Origin of the sequence: Pseudomonas sp. NBB, from assembly GCF_032701105.1 — a bacterium.
In the GTDB taxonomy this organism is placed as follows: Bacteria; Pseudomonadota; Gammaproteobacteria; order Pseudomonadales; family Pseudomonadaceae; genus Aquipseudomonas; species Aquipseudomonas asiatica.
The window spans coordinates 132,985-149,725 of sequence record NZ_CP103994.1; the positions used below are offsets into that span (position 1 = coordinate 132,985).

The following is a 16,741-nucleotide window of genomic DNA, read 5'->3' on the forward strand; positions in this document are numbered from 1 at the left end:
CGGCCGCAAAACCTGCATCCCCGATCACCCAGACAAACCGCGGCGCCTGAATTGCGGCCGCTGCGCGCCCGATCGCGACACAAGGCCGCTCCTACAAAACCGTGTATTCGCGGCCGTCGTCAGATCAGAACTGATAGCTGACCGTTGCGCTGACGTTGCGCTCTTCACCCATGTAGCAGTAGTTCAGGCTGGCACACGAGGTGATGTAGCTTTCATTGGTAAGGTTATTGGCGTTCAGGCGCACATCCACGCCCTTGAGGCCGACCTTGCCCAGGTCATAGCCGATCGAGGCGTCGAGCAGGGTATAGGAAGGCACCTTCATGCTGTTTTCCGCATCCACCCAGCTGTACCCCACATACCGCACCCCACCGCCCAGCCGCAGGCCATCCAGGGCCCCCTGACGGAAGATGTAATCAGCCCACAGCGAGAACATCTGCTTCGGCGCCTGGGTTGGCGAATTGCCCTTGTTGTCCAGGTTGCCCGACACCAGGCTCGGCATCGACTTGGAATACTCGATATCGGTAAAGGTATAGCCACCCAGCAGCTTGAGGCTGTCGGTCAGCTGCACATGAGCCTCAAGCTCCAGCCCTTGCGAGCGAACTTGGCCTACAGGGCGATAGAAGTCTTCATCAGGCTGTTTCGAGGCCAGGTTCTCCTGCTCGATGCGGAACACCGATGCGGTGAACAGGTTGTCGCTGCCCGGTGGCTGATACTTGATGCCAGCTTCCCATTGCGTGCCCTCGGTCGGTGCCAGCGGGCGACCTTCCTGGTCGGAGACGGTATTGGGGTTGAACGACTCCGAGTAGCTGACATACGGCGCAATGCCGTTCTCGAACAGGTAGAGCACCCCAGCCCGGGTAGTGAACTTGGAGCGTTGATCGCTGACCTTGGTGTTGCTGTCCCGATTCTCCTCGGACACCTTCACCCAGTCTTGGCGCAGCCCCAAAGAGAAGCGCCACTGGTCCAGCTCCACCAGGTCCTGCAGGTACACGCCTGTTTGCTGCAAGCGGCGCTGGTAGCGATTTTCGCCCAGCACCTGAAGGTTGCCATTGCCGTACTGCGGGTTGCCGGCATCCAGAGGGTCGACCGTACCATAACGCCACGTCACGTCGGCCTTGCGCCGTTGGTAGTCGGCGCCCAGCAACAGGGTGTGCTTGGCGGCTCCAGTGAAGAATTCTGCCTGCAGCATGTTGTCGATGATGTACGAATGCAGGCGCTCGTCGCCACCGGTATAGGCGCGGTTGAGGATATTGCTGTCGGCATCCGCCCAACCGGCCGAGTACACCTGGTCCATCGACACGTCGGAATCCTGGTAGCGGAAGTTCTGCCGCGCGGTGAAGACATCGTTGAAGCGATGCTCGAATTGGTAGCTGAAGGACTGTTGGGTGCGCTCGTAATTGTCGATACCCGGCTCGCCCTCGAAAAAGTGGTCTGACAGGCGCAAGCCGTTGCGCTTGTGCAGCATGCCGTCTGCCGGGTTGCCGCCGTGGTAGCCGCCGTTGGGATCATGCTGCAGATAGGCCTGCAAGGTGAGCGAGGTGTCTTCGGTGAAGTCGATGCTGACGGCCGGCGCGATGGCGTAGCGTTCTTCCTTGTTGTGGTCGAACTGTGTGTCGGAAGCATCCGCCAGGCCTGTCAGGCGATAAGCAATGCGCTTATCGTCATCCACAGAGCCGCTGAAGTCGAAACCCATGCCACGCTGCCCCTGGGTGCCGACCGTGGCCTGGACCTGATGGTAGGGGGTAAACAGCGGCTTCTTGGTGGTCAGTGCCACCAGGCCTCCCGGCGAGCTTCGGCCATACAGTACCGAAGACGGCCCTTTCAGAATGTCGATGCGTTCGAGGAAGTACGGGTCCACCTGCATGGTGCTGTAGGTGCCGTTGTCCCCCATCGACTTGAGCCCGTCGACGTAGATATTGTCCACCGAACCGTCGTTGAAACCGCGCATGGCCACATAATCATAGCGATGGGTCGCACCGTATGGGTTGGTCAGTACCCCAGGCGTGTAACGCATGGCCTGGGCAACGGTCTGCGAGCCTTGGTCATCAATCTGCTGGCGGGTAACCACCGAAACGGATTGGGACGTTTCCACCAACGGCATGCTGGTCTTGGTTGCCACCTGGCTGTGCGTGGCGTTGTAACCGTCGGTGCTGCCCAGTGCATTGCCGAGGGTAAAGCTTCGGATATCGGTGTCTGGCAACGACAGAGCTGCGTCCTGCGGTTGTGCCTGCAGCACGTAGCTGCGTCCGCCCTGGCTGACGGCTTCCAGGCCGCTGCCATTGAGCAGCTGGCGTAGGGCCTGATCGGTGGTGTACTGCCCCTGCAGGCCGTTGGAGTGTAGTCCATCGGTGAGCTGAGGCGTGCTTGACAGGGTGATGCCGGCCTGGCGAGCGAACTGGTTAAGCACGTCATCCAACTGTCCGGCCGGGATCGCATAGTGGTGGCTGACCTGCGCTGTCTCAGCCGCCACGGAGAGTTGCGGGGCTGCTGTCAGGCCCAAGGCGGTGCCAAACAGGGCAGCGCGGACGGCCTTGCGCAATAGTGCGGATTGCAAGACAGGTCGAAAATCATTCGTGTTACACGTGTGCGTTTGCACCGGGGTGATAGGCATGAGTGGTCCGTGAGGTGTTGAAGGGCAGAAGGTGTCGCTTACTGTCCTAGCCGGACCGGCGTTGAAAACCCGCCAAAAACCAGAAAAGCCTGATCAGGCCAGGCCCTCCACCCGCACCCACCAGCGTGTACGTTGGCGAACCCGCACAGGTAGCGTGCGTGGGAGCAACTGCAGCAGTTGCTCGGGGTCTTCCAGGCGGAACACACCCGACAGCCGCAAATCGGCGATCTCGTCGCTGCAGGTCAGGTAGCCATGGCGATAACGGCTGACCTGTGCGAGGAAGTCGAACAGGCGCATGTCCCGGGTGACGATCAGCCCTTCGCTCCAGGCCATCGCGTCCATGTCCACGCTTTCCAGCCGGTGCGCACCTTGAGCATCCAGGCGCCAGTTCTGGCCGCTTTCGATCCACTGCAGTTGGCCATTGCCGGGCCGGTGTATCGCCACTTTGCCGTGACTGACGCTGACCCGAGTACAGTCGCTGTCCTGACGTGCGACAAAGCGCCCTTCGAACCCTTCCAGCAACGCGTCGCGAGTTTGTACCAGCAAGGGACGCTGCGAATTGCAGGTAATCATCAGTTCCCCCTGCTTTAAGCGGATCAGGTGCTGCTGGTCATTGAAAACCACGTCCACGGCACTGCGGGTATTGAGTTGCATCAGCGAGCCATCGGCAAGCGGGAAGCTGCGTCGTTCACCCGTACCGGTGGCATAGTCCGCTGCCCAGGCGCTGACCGCATCGAGGTCTTTGCCCAGCCATGCAGCCGACCCCGCCATGGCAACGCCGCCAAGCAGCTTCAGCGCCTGCCGGCGGTGCAGGCGCCGTTGGCTGGTTTCCAGAGTCTGCAAGGCGACCCCGGCGCCAGGGATGGCACGCAGGTCGAGCTCCTGATGCAAGTGCAGCACCCGTTGCCAGGCCTGTTCGTGTTCGTGGCGGGCACTGCGCCATTGCGCGCACTGTTGCTGCAGGGCAGGGTCATGGCCGCTCTCGCGCAGCCTCAGCATCCACTGAATGGCCTGTTTGACCGCTGTTGCCCCAGGGTGTGCGGCGGTCATCGCTTCAGCACTCGTCTTCATAGCGCAGGACGTAGCAATGGTAGAGCGCATCGGCGATGTAACGCTCCACGGTACGCACGGATATCCCCATCTGCTCGGCGATGGCCTGGTGCTTCAGCCCCTCGCATTGGGCCAGCAGGAACGCGCGACGTACTTTGGGCTTGAGACCATCGAGCATGCGCGCTATGCGCTCCAGCAACTCCAGCAGCAGCTCGCGGGTTTCGGCTGAAGGGGTTTGTGCTTCCGGCATGTGGGCCAGTGCCTCGAGGTAGGCCCTGTGCAGCTCCTCGCGGCGCCAGTGATCGATCACCAACCCGCGCGCAACCGTGCGCAAGAAGGCCCTGGGTGTGTTCAACTGCAGCTGCTCGCGACGCTGCAGCAGGCGCACGAAGGTGTCCTGGGCCAGGTCGGCGGCATCGGCGGCATTGCCCAGCTTGCTGCGCAGCCAGGCATGCAGCCAGCCGTGGTGGTCACTGTAGAGCGTTTGCACGGAGTCGTTGCTGGGCATGGAGGAGGGCGCTGGCATCAATGGACATGAATGATAATTAGTCTCATTGTTGGCGCGGCTCAATCAATTTGCAACCCATCTGACTGCGCCGTGCGTGCAGTCACCCACGCATCAGCGCCTCAGCTGCGTATCCAGGTACTTGCGGATTACCCGTGCCGCGGTATTCAGGTGCTGTTCCAGCACCGCTATCGCCTTGTCCACCAGCTTGTCGCTGGCTGCGTCCACCAGCGCGTTGTGATCATCCTGGGTAAGCTTGCCCAGGCCCATGGACGAAAGATGAAAACGCAGGAAGCGCTCTTCCTCGTTCAATTCGTTTTCGATCAGGCGCAGCAGCTTCTTGTTCGGCGCCTTGTTGTACAACGCCATGTGGAACAGGCGGTTCAGGCGGCCGATTTCGGCATGCCGGGTTTCGTTCTCCAGTTGCTGGATATACCCGCGAGCGCTGGCGATGTCGCTGGCATCGAGCAGCGGGATGGACTGGCGCAGCGCCTCGCTTTCGAGCAGGACGCGCAGGGCATAGGTGTCCACCGCATCCTCGCCGATCAATGGCGCAACCACCGCGCCCTTGTGCATCTCCACTTTCAGCAGCGATTGCGCTTCGAGCTGGCGCAGGGCTTCACGCACGGGCATGCGGCTGACGCCGAACAAGGTGGCCAGCTCTTGTTGTCGCACAGCGGTACCTGGGGGCAAGCGGCCATCGAGAATGGCGCTGCGCAGGCGTTCTTCGATCACGCCGCGGGCCTGGTGCGGCAACAGTTGCTCGCTGGCCAGCACATTGCTCAATTTGATTTTTTCGGCCACGCGACGCCTGCCTCAACGATGACTAAAGTTGGATCCAATGACACTAGTGGCAGCTCGTGAGGGTGTCAAACCTGTACCCGCAGTGGAACGAGCGCCCCAAAAGCGCGGCTATGGTGGATGAAGTCGCCTGCCAAAGGAAGCGGCCTATAGAACGATCTAATTAGAAAGTGTAGGTCGGCTGACCAAAGGGTGCATGATTGCAGGGTGCCATTGTCTTTTGCCGTGGCAAGCCGCACCATCGCTGCTTTCGACTGGCCTGAACAGGGCTTCGCAGTGGCGATATCCTGGATGCTCAAAACCGTTGTGCAACGTGCCGCCTTGGCCGCGCTGCTGGGCAGTTTGCTGCTGGGCGGCTTGCACGCGGATTGGGACTTTTCCCAGATCAGCCGCAAGTCACAGGCCTTGTACGGCCCGCTGGGTGCCGGGAAGGGCCGTATCGATGCCTGGCAGAACCTGATGGCCACGCAGAAGCAGGGCACGGAGCTTGAGCGGTTGCAGGCGGCCAACCGCTTCTTCAACCAACAATTGCGCTATGTCGAAGACATCGACCTGTGGCATGAGGTCGATTACTGGGCCACGCCTGTGCAGGCTCTGATCAAGGGCGCAGGGGACTGCGAGGACTACGCCATCGCCAAATATTTCAGCCTGCGGCGTATGGGTATCCCGAGCGAGAAACTGCGCATCACCTACGTCAAGGCATTGCGGCAGAACCGGGCGCACATGGTCCTGACCTATTATTCAAGCCCACAGGCACAACCCCTGGTGCTCGACAGCCTGATGGATGCCATCAAGCCGGCCAGCCAGCGTCCCGACCTGCTGCCGGTATACGCCTTCAATGGCGAAGGGCTGTGGCTGACGGGGGCCGCAGGCAACAAGAAGGTCGGCGATACCAAGCGGCTGTCACGCTGGCAGGATCTGCTGAAGAAAATGCAGGCCGAAGGGTTCCCGGCCGAGCCGGTTTACTGAAGGAGCACAGATGTCACTGTTCAAACAATTGCTGTTGGCCATTTGCCTGTTCCTGGTGGTCGCCTTCAGTGGCAGTTTCATGGTCAGCCTGGAAAGTTCGCGCAGCCAGTACGTCAACCAGTTGCGCTCGCACGCCCAGGATGCGGCTACCGCGCTGGCGCTGTCGCTGACGCCGAATATCGACGACCCGGCGATGGTCGAGTTGATGGTCAGTTCGATCTTCGACAGTGGTTATTACGCAAGCATCAAGGTCGTCGACCTGGGGTCCAATGCCGTACTGGTGGAGCGTCACGCCGAGCCTGATCCTGCCGGTGTGCCGCGCTGGTTCGTGCACCTGATCGGCCTCGAGGCCGCCGGTGGCGATGCCATCGTCAGCCGCGGCTGGCAGCAGGCTGCGCGCGTTGAAGTGATCAGCCACCCGATGTTCGCCATTGCCAAGCTATGGCAAAGCGCCCTTGGCAGCCTGGGCTGGTTGCTGCTGTGCGGCGCGGCCAGTGCCGTGCTCGGCGCGTTGCTGTTGCGCCGCCAGTTGCGGCCGCTGGACTACATGGTCGAGCAGTCCCACGCCATTGCCCGTCGCGAGTTCCTCAGCCTGCCTGAACTGCCGCGCACGCCAGAACTGCGCCGCGTGGTGCAGGCGATGAATCAGATGGTCGAGAAGCTCAAGGCACTGTTCACCGAGCAGGCCGAGCGCAGTGAACGGTTGCGTGCCGAGTCCTACCAGGACAGCCTGACCGGGCTGTCCAACCGCCGCTATTTCGAGATGCAGTTGAACACCCGGGTAAGCAACCTGGAGGAAGCGCGCGCCGGCTACCTGCTATTACTGCGGGTCCAGGGGCTGGCAGGGTTGAATGCCCGACTGGGTGGCCAGCGTACCGACCAGTTGCTGCAGGCCGTGGGGGAGCAACTGCGCCGCACCTGTGCCAGCTACCCGGAAACCAACGACCTGATTTCCCGCAGCCGCGGTGGCGAGTTCGCCGTGCTGGCGCCGGGCATGGTGCATGAAGAGGCGGTGCAGCTCGCCCAGGCCCTGGAAGCGACGTTGCAGAGCCTGCATGAAACCGGCGCCAGTGATATCGACCCGGTGGCCTGCATCGGCCTTGCGCCCTACAGCCCCGGTGACGCCCCCCAGGCGCTGCTCAAACTTGCCGACGAGGCCCTGGCCCGCGCCGAGAACCAGCCGACGCCGGGCTGGGTATGCCTTGAACAAGGTGTCGCCGCAGTTGCCGCAGACAGCCAGCATGCCTGGCATGAACGGCTCGACCAGGCGTTCACCAACGGGCATTTCGAGCTGTTCTTCCAGCCGGTGGTGGATTGCGGCACTGGGCAACGGGTGCTGCACCACAAGGTGATTTCGCGCTTGAAGGATAGCCAGGGCGAGGCACTGCCGGCGGGGCGCTTCCTGCCCTGGTTGGAGCGCTTCGGCTGGATGTCGCGGTTGGACATGTTGGTGCTGGAGAAAGTACTGGCGCACCTGCGTGGGCATGACCAGGTGCTGGCGCTGAACCTGTCTGCTGCCACCCTGGCCGACCCCAAGGCCTTGCAGCGTGTCTACGAACTGCTGGGCCAGCATACGGCGCTGGGGCCACGCCTGATCTTCGAGATCGGCGAAGAGCAGTTGCCCGAGCAATCCGCCCTCGAGCAACTGACCCGGCGCCTGCACGCGCTCGGCTTCGGCCTGGCGCTGCAACGCTTTGGCGGGCGCTTCAGCATGATCGGTAACCTCGCGCACCTGGGCCTGGCGTACCTGAAGATCGACGGCAGTTATATCCGCAACATCGACCATGAGCAGCACAAGCGGCTGTTCATCGAAGCGATCCAGCGCGCGGCACACAGCATCGACCTGCCGTTGATTGCCGAGCGGGTCGAAACGGAAGGGGAGCGGTTGGTGTTGCAGGAAATGGGCGTGAGCGGGATTCAGGGGCAACTGGTGGGCGAGCCTGCGCCTTGGGGGTGAGTGTCGGGTTTGCAGTTCCGGCCCTATCGCCGGCAAGCCAGCTTGTGTCTTCAAGGTCTCTTAAACTCGAAAGGGTGAGAGCAGTGGATGGCAGACTGAAAGCCAGGTGTGCTCTAAAGCACGAGTGGGAGCCTAGTCGCCATCCACCTCCCACTCTGACCTAAGCCCGAACAGTTGAATGAGTGGCGAACTCGCAGTCACAAGCTAGGGCTAAGTCAGAGTGCTCTCACTTCTTGAGTGTAAGAGGGCTTGGCGATGATTTCCTACTTCGTTGGTCTCGACGTTTCGAAAGCGACTCTGGATGTGGGCTTTCTTCCTGAAAGTATTCCCCAGTTCCAGGTCAGGAATGACTCTGAGGGCTTTGCGCAACTGATCGCATGCCTGAACGAGCTTGAGGTCGAACGGGTCTTGCTGGAAGCCACCGGTGGCTATGAACGGGCCGTATTCAAAGCCTTGCGACTGGAGGGTTTGAACGTCGTCAGGGTCAACCCCAGGCGCTGTCGGGACTATGCGAGTGCCATGGGCAAAATTGCCAAGACTGACAAGATCGACGCCCAGATGCTGGCGCGGTTTGCCAGGGACTTCGAGGACTTGCCGCAGATAGAGCCTAATCAAGATCGGGATGAACTGGGAGAGCTCATCAAACTCCGTGGCAATCTTGTCCAGCATCGGGATGATGACAAGCGTCGGATGAAACAAACCACTTCAGCTACGGCCATTACCGTTTATACCGAGCATGTCGCTTACCTGAATGATCAGATTAAGGCCTTGGACAAGGCGATTGAGCGTGCCTCGAACGTGCTGGATCGCACGACAGCCATGCGGCTAAGGTCTGTGAAAGGGATTGGCGTCATCAGTTGTGGCACCTTCATGGCCTACCTACCTGAGCTGGGAAGCGTGACGGGGCGCGAAATTGCAGCCTTGGCTGGGTTAGCGCCGTACAACAAAGACAGCGGCAAGAAGAGTGGCCCGAGGAAGATCGAAGGCGGGCGTTACAGAGTCCGCAAGGCGGCCTACATGTCGATCTGGTCAATGATCCAGCATGTCCCAGAAGTTAGAACCCGCTATGAAGCCCTGATAGCCCGAGGCAAGCGCGCAAAAGTTGCCGCAGTGGCGTGCATGCGCGTGTTGCTGGTGCGCCTGAACGCAATGCTGCGTGACGGAACGGAGTGGAAAGAGCTCAAGCCTCAGGTACCCGCACCCTGATCACGAACGAGGATCGATTTTCTACAAATGCGGGCTTCGCCAGCGACACCGCTACGCGGTATCGAGCGAAGCCCTGCCCGAATGGCACGCTTGAAAATAAATTTCTAAAGACAGTTGCTCCCACAGGTACAGCGCAAAACTCAAGGCATGCGCTGTACCTGTGGGAGCTGGCTTGCCGGCGATAAGGCCAGAGGGGCCACTGAATACAGTGGCCAGGATCATCAACGCTCGCGCAGCGCTTCCGAACGCGCCTTCATGATCGGCTTGAGCAGGTAGCTCATGATGGTCTTCTTGCCGGTCATGATATCCACCGTCGCCACCATCCCCGGAATGATCAGCAGCGGTTTCTCGTCAGTCCCCAGGTGGCTGCGATCGGTGCGCAGCTTGATCAGGTAGTAGGTGGTCTTCTTGTCTTCATCGGTGATGGTGTCGGCGCCGATCTGCTCCAGCTTGGCCTTGAGCCCACCGTAGATGGTGTAGTCATAGGCCGTGAACTTGACCGTCGCTTCCTGGCCCGGATGCAGGAAGGCGATGTCCTTGGGCAGGATCTTCGCTTCGATAACCAGAGAGTCGTCCAGCGGCACGATTTCGATGATATCGCTGCCAGGCTGGATCACCCCGCCAATGGTGTTCACCAGCAGTTGCTTGACGATACCGCGCACTGGCGAAGTGACCATGGTGCGGTGCACCCGGTCGTCCAGCGCCTTGCTGGTGGCGGTGGCCTTGTTCAGCTCGGTGCGCGCCTCGTTCAGCTGGGTCAGCGCTTCGCTGCGGAATTTGCCGCGGGTCTCTTCGATCTTGCTCTGCACTTCGCGGATGGCCGCCTCGGCCCGTGGTATGGCCAGTGCAGTGGAATCCAGCTGGCCGCGGTTCTCCACTTCGGCACGGCGCAGGCGCAGCACCTCGACCTGGGAGATCGCACCGGTGGCCACCAGTGGCTCAGACATGCTGATCTCTTTGCGCAGCAGTCCCAGGCTGTTGGCGTACTGGGCGCGTTTGGAGCTGTATTCGCGCAGTTCCTGCTGGCGCTGGACAAGCTGCTGCTGCAGGCCGCCAATCTCGTCCTGCAATTGCTGGCGCCGGCTCTGGTACAGCGACTCTTCGCTGGCTGCCTGGCTTGGCGCGGCTTTGCGTAGCGCCTCATCGATTTTCAGTGGGCTGTCCTCGACCTCGGCGCTCAGGCGCTCGACCCGCAAGGCCATGGCCAGGCGGTCGGCCTCGGTTTCGCCGACGTTGGAGGCGAAGCGGGTTTCATCCAGGCGCAACAATGGCTGGCCCACTTCGACGATCTCCCCTTCCTTGGCGAAGATCTCGGCAACGATCCCGCCCTCCAGGTTCTGGATCTTCTGCACCTTGGAGGATGGAATGGCCTTGCCTTCGCCCCGCGTGACTTCGTCGATGGGAGCGACGCTGGCCCACACGATCAGGAACACGAAGAACAGGATCACGCCCCAGATGGTCAGCCGCACAACCCGCGGCGCGTCTTCGATCAGGGCCTTGTTGATCTCTGGCAGCGGCTGGCCGCCCAGCGAGTCGGAGCCTTTGAAATAGCGGCGCAGGCCCTTGAATTGCCCCACTTCCAGCTTATGCGACACTGATCTGCCCCTTCTTCAGCGCATCCATGACCGCGGCTTTCGGGCCGTCGGCGACAATCTGCCCGCGATCGATGACGATCAACCGGTCCACCAGCGACAGCAGCGAGGCACGGTGCGTGACCAGCAGTACCGTCTTGTTTTCCACCACCGCTTGCAGGCGTTGCTTGAGGCGTTCTTCACCGGTGTTGTCCATGGCGCTGGTCGGCTCGTCCAGCAGCAGAATCTGCGGGTTGAGCAGCAGCGCACGGCCCAGGGCAACGTTCTGCCGCTGGCCGCCGGACAGGTTCTGCCCGCGCTCACCCACTTGCAGCTCGTAACCGTCCGGGTGCAGCCGGGCGAACTCATGCACGCCGGCCAGCTCGGCCGCCTGCAGGATCATCTCGTCCTCGATGTAGCGGGCACCGCTGACCAGGTTGTCGCGCAGGGTGCCGGCCAACAGCTGGATGTCCTGGGGGACGTAGCCGATGTTATGGCGCAGTTCGCTGACATCGATCTGGCGAATGTCCACGCCATCGACCAGCAGCGAGCCACCATCGGCCTCGTACAGGCCGACGATGAGCTTGGCCAGCGAGCTCTTGCCCGAGCCGCTGCGGCCGATGATGCCCACCTTTTCACCGGGGCGGATGGTCAGGTTGATGTTCTTGAGGGCCAGGTTCTGCTGGTTCGGGTAGGTGAAGTCGACCCCGCGGAACTCGACACTGCCCTGCAGCACCTTGCGGCTCAGTGGCCGCTCCTCGAAGTTGCGCTCTTGCGGCAGCTCCATCATGTGGTCGGTGGAGACCATGGTCACCTTGGCCTGCTGGTAGCGGGCGAGCAGGCCGTTGAGCTGGCCCAGTGGGCCGAGGGCCCGGCCACTGAGCATGTAGCAGGCCACCAGGCCGCCCATGCTCAGGTTGCCGTCGATGATCAGGTACACGCCGGTGCAGATCATCGCCACGCCCGCCAGTTGCTGGATCAGCAGGGTGATGTTCATTGCCAGGCTCGACAGCACCTTCACGCGCAGTTCCAGGCGGCTGAGGGTGCCGAGGGTTTGCTCCCACATGTACTGGCGTTCGCTTTCGGCATTGTTGACCTTCACCGCATCCAGGCCGGCCAGGGTCTCGATCAGGCTGGATTGGCGCTCCGAGGCCAGGGCCATGGTCCGCTCCATGGTCGCCATCAGCGGCCGTTGCAGGGCGTAGCCGATGCCCAGGGCCAACGGGAAGGCGATGATCGGGATCCATACCAGGTGCCCGCCAATGATGGCGATGACGATCAGGATCAGGATGGTGAACGGCAGGTCGATCAGGCTGGTCAGGGTCAGCGAGGCGAGGAAGTCGCGCAGGCCCTGGAACTCGTGAATGTTCTGGGCAAAACTGCCGACCCGTGCCGGGCGGTACTTCATCGACATGCCGACGATGCGTTCGAAAAGGGTCGCCGAAATGATCAGGTCGGTCTTCTTGCCGGCCAGGTCCAGGCACAAGCCACGCAAGCCCTTGAGGATCAGGTCGAAGATATAGGCGCCGGCGATGCCGACGGCCAGCACCCAAAGCGTCGCAGTGGCCTGGTTGGGCACCACGCGGTCATACACGTTCATCACGAACAGCGGCGCGGCCAGGGCGATCAGGTTGATCACCAGGCTGGCGGCGATGGCATCGATGTACAGCCACTTGCTGCGCAGCAGGGTATCGCGGAACCACGACTTGGCCCGCGGGATGAGGTTACCGTGGTTGACGTCGAACTTGTGCTGCGGCTGGGCGAAGAACACCCGGCCACTGTAGTCGCTTTGCAAGGCTTCGCGGCTGACATGCACCTCGCCGCCGTCGCTCTCGCTGAGCAGCAGGCGCGCGGTGTCTTCGTTCTCCCAGCCCAACAGGACGGCGCTGCGACCTTCCTTGAGCAGCAGCATGGCCGGCATGGCGATGCCCGGGATTTGCTCCAGCTTGCGCTGCAGCAGGCGCCCCTGCAGGCCAGCCCGGGCGGCGGCGCGGGGCAGCAGCTCGGGGCTCAGGCGCTGGGCGGGCAGCGGCAGGCCGGTGGTCAGCATGACCCGGCTGGCGGGTTTCTGATGCAGGACACACAGGCTCAACAGACTATCCAGCAGGGGATCGTCATGCTGACTGCGTGGATCGTGACTGAGTTGAACTCGACTGACTTCGGATTCCACGCGGCGCTCTCTTGATCCTTGTGGTGGGTAGGGTGGGTGTGCCGTCATTCAGACCGGGCCGGCTCACCCTGGCGTTCAATGGTGCTGTCAACCGTGGCGATGAGGGCGACGACACCCTGACGCTCGGGCAGCGGCCAATGGTCGCCTTGAATCGGTATTGAGTAAACAATTCTACGTGCTGCATTTTTACCAAGCGTAGCCGGGCAGTGAATGTTTCATTGTTGATCCAGCCAAGGTTCAGCTTGAATCTAGTTGGTATCATAGCCTGCCATTCAACTGGCGACAGAGGTGCGCTCCGGTTTCGATATATGCCGCCGTCAGGAAACAGGCGCTGACTTGTTGACGCTTATCTAGGGAAATCCTGAAAAAGACTTCCTGATTTGGCAAAATCCCCGGACACCAATCGCCGAGCTTTTCGATGATGAAACAAATGACCTTCGCCGATGCCGAGTACGCCGGTAAGCGCAAGCAGACCCGCAAGGAGCTGTTCCTGATAGAGATGGATCGGGTCGTACCCTGGGAGGGTTTGATTGCTCTGATCAAACCTCATTACCCAAAGGGCGAAGGGGGCCGTCCAGCCTATCCGCTGATGGCGATGCTGCGGATTCATCTAATGCAGAACTGGTTCGGTTACAGCGATCCGGCGATGGAAGAGGCGCTGTACGAGACGACGATCCTGCGCCAGTTTTCCGGTCTGAGCCTGGAGCGAATCCCGGATGAAACCACCATCCTCAACTTCCGTCGCCTGCTGGAAAAGCATGAGTTGGCCACCGGTATTCTCGGCGTGATCAATGGCTATTTGGGCGACCGTGGCTTGTCACTGCGACAAGGCACCATCGTCGATGCCACTCTGATTCATGCGCCCAGTTCGACCAAGAACAAGGACGGCAAACGCGACCCGGAAATGCATCAGACCAAGAAGGGCAACCAGTATTGTGTGTCACGAACACAGGTCGTATGACCTGTGATGCTGTACCGAAGATGGAAGTAGGCCTTCCGAAGTCGGCTTGCAGGAGCAGGCTTCAAACCACCCGGTGCTGCTGCATCCAAAAGGTGCGGTGGTGAGCGACCGAGGAAAAGTCATCCCATGATGATGGCAGGTGAGTATGGAGAAGATGAGCGAGAGCAAACCGTCCGATGACGCATCGTTATTCCCTAAAGTGCTGTCGAAACTGAGGTTGAGTATTGGCTTCAGGACGAGTTGGGGCGTTACCTGCTTACGGCCCCAGTGGCAGCCGGTGTAAAGGCGGCATGATCTTCATACAGGCTTGGGTACGGAACGTGAGAACCTTGTTCCAGATGCAAAGGAAAATGACAAATGGCTAAAACCATGAGGAAGAATACCAATGCTGGAATAAGGGGCGGAGCCTCCTGTAGTAGTGATGAAGGCTTTGTAATGAAGCTGGAGCGAAGGGGAGGCGTTATCCTGTCAACGAACGCCGCCAACCTCAGGGGATGAGCGGTGTGAGTTCGAACAAACCTTACAACATAGCGAAGCGCGTGATATGGGAGGCCTATCAGCAGGTCAGAACCAACCGGGGAGCTGCTGGAATCGACGATGAGACCATTGCCGATTTTGAGCGGAACCTGCCGAAGAATCTTTACAAGCTATGGAATCGAATGTCGTCGGGGTCTTATTTCCCGCCGCCGGTCAAGGCTGTTGAGATACCGAAGGCATCGGGGGGTATACGCAGGTTGGGAGTGCCGACGGTCAGCGACCGTATCGCACAAACTGTAGTCAAACTCCTCATCGAGCCAAAGCTGGATGCGCTTTTCCATCCGGACTCATATGGATACCGACCAGGACGTTCAGCCAAACAGGCCATAGCGATCACACGCGAACGCTGCTGGCGATACGACTGGGTGGTGGAGTTTGATATCAAGGCGGCTTTCGATCACATTGATCATGAACTGCTGATGAAAGCGGTGCGAACCCATATCAAAGAGGATTGGATACTGCTGTACATCGAACGATGGCTGGTTGCTCCATTCGAGGCAGCAGATGGCGTTCGCATTCAACGCGAACGTGGCACCCCGCAAGGCGGCGTGATCAGTCCCATGTTGATGAATCTGTTCATGCATTACGCCTTTGACGCATGGATGCAACGAAATAGCCCAAACTGTCCTTTTGCCCGGTATGCCGATGATGCGGTAGTGCATTGTCGTAGCCAGAGGCAAGCAGAACACGTGATGCGTTCAATCGCTTCACGTCTAGCGGTTTGTGGCCTCACGATGCATCCCGAGAAATCGAAAATCGTGTACTGCAAGGACAGCAATCGACGCGCAGGGTATCCGCATGTGAGCTTTACCTTCCTTGGTTTCACTTTTAGACCTAGGAAGGCAATCGGCCAGCAGAACAAGCTTTTCACCAGCTTCCTTCCGGGAGTCAGTGCGCAAGCGTTGAAGCGGATGCGGCGAGCAGTGCGCGAGTGGCGGGTCAGCCGCCAAACTCATGTGACGCTGGCTGCTGTGGCTCGGCTTTACAACCCAGTGATACAAGGTTGGTGGCAGTACTATGGCGCGTTCTATCGGACGGCCATGCTTGGTATCTTTCGACATATCGATAGCGCGCTCAAGCGTTGGGCCGGTCGTAAGTACAAAATACTTCACGGGCGCAAGCGGCGTATATCTAAATGGTTGGACACGGTGCATAAGGCTGCCCCTCGACTGTTTTATCACTGGCAAGTAACCGAGCAACAGGTTGGATAACGGGAGCCGTATGACGCGAGAGTGTCACGTACGGTTCTGCGAGCGGCTACGGGGGCAGTTCCTGTGGCCGACTCACCACTTCGGTGCCAAAGCTCACATTGGTGTCGACGATGAGTCCGGGCTTGTGCACAGCGTGGTGGTCACTGCGGCCAACGTCGCGGACGTAACCCAAGTCGACAAACTGCTGCACGGTGGTGAGAACGTGGTCTGCGCTGATGCGGGCTATACCGGTGTAGAGAAGCGTGAAGAGCATGAGGGGCGCCAAGTCATCTGGCAGATTGCAGCCCGGCGCAGCACTTACAAAAAGCACGGTAACCGCAGCGCGTTATACAAAGCGATACGTAAGATCGAAAGAGCCAAGGCCCAGGTTCGCTCCAAGGTTGAGCATCCATTTCGGGTGATCAAGCGCCAGTTTGGTTATACGAAAGTGCGCTTCCGAGGCTTGGTGAAAAACACTGCTCAGATGGTGACGCTGTTCGCCCTGTCGAACATTTGGATGGCGCGTCGACATTTGCTCTCCAATGCAGGAGAGGTGCGTCCGTGAAGAGTGAAGTGACTGCTGCGAGGTGCTTGCAGCGGCAAAAAAGGCTGAAATAGACGGCAGGTTTGACCGGGATTTGAGCGGCTACCGTTTTTTGAAAGTGTCGATGGCGAAGTAGCCGGAAAACAGGGGCTACTTCAGACCATCCCTAGAACTAATTAGTCAAAAATCATCTATAAAAAACAAGTCGCTGACAGGTCTGGATTCAATAATCTGCAATGCTTTGCCATTGTCGGGTTGGCAGTATTCGCGCAGTCGTTCGCTATCTATTTGATCTGCGGCAAGTCGCTGGTCTTGGTTACGTAAAGCAGAGCGGGACCTTGCGACCTGCGTTGTCGTACGGGCCCGATTCTGCCTGGTTCCACGGCCACTGCATGCCTGTCTTCAGGCAAGGTTCGTGCTTGTAGACAAGCAGCCGCCTGGACGAGCGGAGAGCTCTGAAATATTGACGCCTGAACCTTGGCAATTGCCGATGGACGGTTGCCCGGCAGCATTACGTGCAGCCGCTGGGGTATGGAGAAGGTACGCAAACCGGCCGATGAATGCGCTTGTAATTGATGTACGGCATTTGTCCTTGAGAAACGGTTGGCTAAGGTTCAAATATCAATGTGACATTACATTGCTGATTGTTTAGGATGGCATGTATAAGGT

The 16,741-nt window shown here is 60.0% G+C and carries 9 protein-coding genes and 3 pseudogenes; 6 read left to right on the top strand and 6 right to left on the bottom strand.

Annotated features, from left to right (window positions below):
• Positions 1-124 precede the first annotated feature (124 nt).
• The 4 genes from NY023_RS00640 to NY023_RS00655 form a co-directional block, all read right to left on the bottom strand.
• The gene (locus NY023_RS00640; RefSeq protein ID WP_013970351.1) at positions 125-2,539 is read right to left on the bottom strand and encodes a TonB-dependent siderophore receptor; all 2,415 of its coding nucleotides are present in this window, start codon (positions 2,537-2,539) and stop codon (positions 125-127) included.
• 165 nt (positions 2,540-2,704) lie between these two features.
• A complete protein-coding gene (locus NY023_RS00645; protein WP_013970352.1) occupies positions 2,705-3,661 on the bottom strand; it encodes a FecR domain-containing protein in 957 nt (318 codons plus the stop codon).
• Between the two features lie 4 nt (positions 3,662-3,665).
• The gene (locus NY023_RS00650) at positions 3,666-4,169 is read right to left on the bottom strand and encodes a sigma-70 family RNA polymerase sigma factor (RefSeq protein ID WP_013970353.1); all 504 of its coding nucleotides are present in this window, start codon (positions 4,167-4,169) and stop codon (positions 3,666-3,668) included.
• Positions 4,170-4,280: 111 nt separating this feature from the next.
• Positions 4,281-4,970 carry a GntR family transcriptional regulator gene (locus NY023_RS00655; protein ID WP_013970354.1) on the bottom strand — a complete coding sequence of 230 codons (690 nt, stop codon included), beginning with the start codon at positions 4,968-4,970 and terminating at the stop codon, positions 4,281-4,283.
• A 204-nt stretch (positions 4,971-5,174) separates the two neighbouring features.
• Between NY023_RS00655 and lapG the strand changes: the two genes are divergently transcribed.
• The 3 genes from lapG (at position 5,175) to NY023_RS00670 (ending at position 9,099) form a co-directional block, all read left to right on the top strand.
• On the top strand, positions 5,175-5,936 hold the full coding sequence (gene lapG / locus NY023_RS00660; protein ID WP_013970355.1) for a cysteine protease LapG: 762 nt from the start codon (positions 5,175-5,177) through the stop codon (positions 5,934-5,936).
• Between the two features lie 10 nt (positions 5,937-5,946).
• Entirely contained in the window at positions 5,947-7,893 is a 1,947-nt protein-coding gene (gene lapD, locus NY023_RS00665; protein ID WP_013970356.1) for a cyclic di-GMP receptor LapD, read from the top strand.
• Between the two features lie 255 nt (positions 7,894-8,148).
• A complete protein-coding gene (locus NY023_RS00670) occupies positions 8,149-9,099 on the top strand; it encodes an IS110 family transposase (RefSeq protein ID WP_013970357.1) in 951 nt (316 codons plus the stop codon).
• 221 nt (positions 9,100-9,320) lie between these two features.
• Here the strand turns inward: NY023_RS00670 and NY023_RS00675 are convergent, their stop codons facing one another.
• Complete coding sequence (locus NY023_RS00675) at positions 9,321-10,694, bottom strand: HlyD family type I secretion periplasmic adaptor subunit (RefSeq protein ID WP_013970358.1); 1,374 nt, start codon at positions 10,692-10,694, stop codon at positions 9,321-9,323.
• Positions 10,684-12,840: a type I secretion system permease/ATPase gene (locus NY023_RS00680; RefSeq protein WP_024087966.1), complete on the bottom strand. Its 2,157-nt coding sequence runs from the start codon at positions 12,838-12,840 to the stop codon at positions 10,684-10,686. Before NY023_RS00680 ends, NY023_RS00675 begins: the two co-directional genes overlap by 11 nt.
• 421 nt (positions 12,841-13,261) lie before the next feature.
• On the opposite strand from NY023_RS00680, the pseudogene NY023_RS00685 reads away from it, so the two are divergent.
• The 3 pseudogenes from NY023_RS00685 to NY023_RS00695 all read left to right on the top strand — a co-directional run.
• Positions 13,262-13,774 (top strand): annotated as a pseudogene (locus NY023_RS00685) (IS5-like element ISPa26 family transposase); the annotation flags it as partial.
• Between the two features lie 521 nt (positions 13,775-14,295).
• Positions 14,296-15,563, top strand: a pseudogene (gene ltrA / locus NY023_RS00690) (group II intron reverse transcriptase/maturase).
• Between the two features lie 59 nt (positions 15,564-15,622).
• Positions 15,623-16,093, top strand: a pseudogene (locus tag NY023_RS00695) (IS5-like element ISPa26 family transposase); the annotation flags it as partial.
• Between the last annotated feature and the right edge of the window lie 648 nt (positions 16,094-16,741).

Excerpts from the sequence above, each read along its gene's own strand:
- NY023_RS00645 (WP_013970352.1), bottom strand. The coding sequence starts at position 3,661 with ATGACCGCCGCACACCCTGGGGCAACAGCGGTCAAACAGGCCATTCAG.
- NY023_RS00650 (WP_013970353.1), bottom strand. The coding sequence starts at position 4,169 with ATGCCCAGCAACGACTCCGTGCAAACGCTCTACAGTGACCACCACGGC.
- lapD (WP_013970356.1), top strand. The coding sequence starts at position 5,947 with ATGTCACTGTTCAAACAATTGCTGTTGGCCATTTGCCTGTTCCTGGTG.
- NY023_RS00670 (WP_013970357.1), top strand. The coding sequence starts at position 8,149 with ATGATTTCCTACTTCGTTGGTCTCGACGTTTCGAAAGCGACTCTGGAT.